This window comes from Extibacter sp. GGCC_0201 (genome assembly GCF_017566055.1).
In the GTDB taxonomy this organism is placed as follows: domain Bacteria; phylum Bacillota; class Clostridia; order Lachnospirales; family Lachnospiraceae; genus Extibacter.
In genome coordinates this window covers 1-228 of the sequence record NZ_JABFCH010000122.1, presented here as the reverse complement: position 1 = coordinate 228, position 228 = coordinate 1, and the positions used below count along the sequence as shown (strand labels likewise).

The 228-nt window shown below is 71.1% G+C and carries 1 protein-coding gene; it reads left to right on the top strand.

What is annotated here, in order from left to right; genetic code table 11:
• On the top strand, positions 1 to 228 hold a 228-nt coding region (locus tag HJV72_RS18965; RefSeq protein WP_208073420.1), incomplete at both ends, for a sugar nucleotide-binding protein.

Here is a 228-nt window from a genome sequence, read left to right as displayed (position 1 = left end):
GTCCGAGCCCCTCAGCCCGCTGTCCGTCTACGGCCAGTCCAAGGCCGCCGGCGACCTGGCCGTGGCCGGCTGCCCGCGCCACTACGTCGTCCGCAGCTCCTGGGTCATCGGCGACGGCCGCAACTTCGTCAAGACGATGAGGTCTCTCTCCGACCGCGTGGCCGACGCGTCCGACGCCCTCGAGAAGGTGACCGTCGTCGACGACCAGCTCGGCCGCCTCACCTTCAC